Source organism: Actinotignum timonense (genome assembly GCF_900155575.1).
Taxonomy (GTDB): Bacteria; Actinomycetota; Actinomycetes; order Actinomycetales; family Actinomycetaceae; genus Actinotignum; species Actinotignum timonense.
This window is the reverse complement of the sequence record NZ_LT706976.1, coordinates 1-2,292: the sequence shown is the minus strand read 5'-3', so window position 1 is coordinate 2,292 and position 2,292 is coordinate 1. Positions and strand designations below refer to the sequence as shown.

General features: G+C 53.1%; 2 protein-coding genes. One reads left to right on the top strand and one right to left on the bottom strand.

Translation table 11 applies throughout. From position 1 onward, the window contains the following. The coding region (locus tag CZ322_RS09680) for a BspA family leucine-rich repeat surface protein (protein ID WP_143231906.1) at positions 1–879 on the top strand (879 nt) is incomplete at its 5' end. A 7-nt stretch (positions 880–886) separates the two neighbouring features. On the opposite strand, the gene CZ322_RS09675 is transcribed toward CZ322_RS09680, so the two are convergent. Beyond that, on the bottom strand, positions 887–2,236 hold the full coding sequence (locus tag CZ322_RS09675; protein ID WP_087070464.1) for an IS256 family transposase: 1,350 nt from the start codon (positions 2,234–2,236) through the stop codon (positions 887–889). Positions 2,237–2,292 lie beyond the last annotated feature (56 nt).

Sequence of the window (2,292 nt, the reverse complement as noted above, 5' to 3'; positions counted from 1 at the left end):
GGGGGGGGGGTAGCCGCTCCTAGCCTCGCGTCACCCGACACTTCCGATGGGGGAGAAACGCGTGCAACGGAGCGCGCTGCCGGTATCCCCGTCGGCCCCAACCTCACCGCCACCTGGGATTCCACCACAAAAACACTCACCGTAGCTGGCCACGGCGAACTCGACCGTAAACAGTGGATGGATCTGAAAAAACAACACTGTGCCACGCAGGGGAAAGCGGAGCCAAGGAAAATACTTTTCGCTCCGAAAGAGGGTAGTGACATTATTTTTCCGGCTGACTCCTCTATCTTGTTTCAGGGCTGTTTTAATGCCGAGATTTACTTTCCGCCTTACGGTATTAACACTAGCGGTGTTACGAATATGAGGGGAATGTTTGCGCAAACCCACAGGGCTAATCCAGAGGTTTCCAACTGGGATGTTAGTAACTGTACAAACTTCACGCAAATGTTTTGGGAGGCTGGAGCTAATCCAGATGTATCGAGGTGGAAGCCTAATACTAAGGCGAATTTCCGGTGGATGTTCCGAGATGCGGAGAATATAACGATTATAGATATCTCGAACTGGACGTTTGATGAGGCTGGCACTTATCAGAATAGCAAAAAAGCGGAATTTGCTTTCTGGACTAGGGGCCGCACGGTATTTCGACTAAAAGGCAAACAATTCGCACAGCTGCAATCGCAGACGAGGGGTATTGGATTTCAGGATATTCGCTATGAGGTAGTCGAAGAGGCGAATCCCTCAGGTGAGGAAAATATTATTCTTACGGGAATTCAAGGTAGGGATCTAAATTATCTTTTCTCAATTCGTTCAGATTTTTCGAAGTACCAGGATGATGCTATCTATCTCATTCGTCGAGTGTGTCAAGTTGTTTGTGTGTGAGCATTGTTTATAAATACTTATTAAACCGGTCAGGGTAGGCCACGGACATCTGGTTAATAGCAGTTTTCCAGCCCTGGACCCGAGCACCCTCAACATAATGGCCTACATCCACACTCCCTTTCCTCGATTCCTTCGCAAGCTTGGCAGCCCGCCGATCCTCAATATGACAAATCATCAACCACAACGCCTTGATCGCCGCCTCGTCGTTCGGGAACTGACGCCGGTTACGCGTAGCCTTACGCAACTGGCTGTTAAACGACTCGATAGCATTCGTCGTGTAAATAACCTTGCGCGCTGCCGGCGGGAAGCCCAAGAAAGGCGTGAAACGCTCCCACGCGTCCCTCCAGACCTTCACTGATTGGGGATACTTCAACCCAAGGTCACTTACCGCGAACTCTTCTAAAGCACACCTAGCGGCTTCCTCGCTTGGTGCCGTATACACGGCACGCAACGCCGCCGATACGGCCTTACGGTCCTGGTAGTTCACCCACCGATTCGCTGCCCGAATCAAATGCACGATACAGGTCTGTACCATCGAGTCCGGCCAGGTAGCCTCCACCGCTTGAGGTAAGCCTTTCAGACCGTCACAACACACGATAAACACGTCTTTCACGCCCCGGTTAGCCAGTTGGGCACACACACTCGCCCAGAAAGAAGCGCCTTCCTCACGGGCGATCCACAAGCCCAAAACGTGTTTGACGCCGTCCATGTTCACGCCGATAGCCATATAGGCACTCTTGCCTACCACGCGTCCTCCATCGCGTACTTTGATCCGGATCGCGTCAAGGAAAATCACGGGATAAAACTCGTCTAACTGGCGGTTTTGCCAGGTGAGTACTTCGTCAAGGACCGCGTCAGTGATTGCGCTGATCGTCTCCGGGGATACCTCTAGGCGCAGGGAGGTGGCTAGGTGGTGGTGGATATCGCGTACGCTCATCCCGCCGGCATACAAGCTCACGATCATGTCATCCACGTCTGTCAGGCGCCGCGCGCCTTTAGGGACCATGGTCGGGCGGAACGTGCCGGCCCTGTCACGGGGAATATCCACGGTGATCATCCCGTAGTTCGTGGCCACGGTTTTCGGGTAGCTACCGTTACGGTAGTTCCCCATGCTCTCGGCGCCGGCTTCGGCTTTGGCTTTACGGTCTGAGTGTGCGTAGCCTAAATGGGCATCCATCTCGGCTTGAAGGCCACGCGTGATCGAGGCTTGGAGCATGCCGCGTACCAGGTCGTTAGCGTTAGTAGTAGACGTGGCTAGCTCGCCGATCAGCTCGGCCATTTGCGGGTTAGCCAGGAGTTTCTTCTCGATGGCATCGATACGCTGCTTGTCTTCAGGGTCTTGTTTCACGGTAGTCATTCTGGTTTATCTCCTAGGTGGTTTTCACCCTCACACACAAACCATTAGACACTCTC

What these genes read in the sequence shown, in the direction of transcription:
- CZ322_RS09675 (WP_087070464.1), bottom strand. Translation starts at nt 2,236, where the DNA reads ATGACTACCGTGAAACAAGACCCTGAAGACAAGCAGCGTATCGATGCC.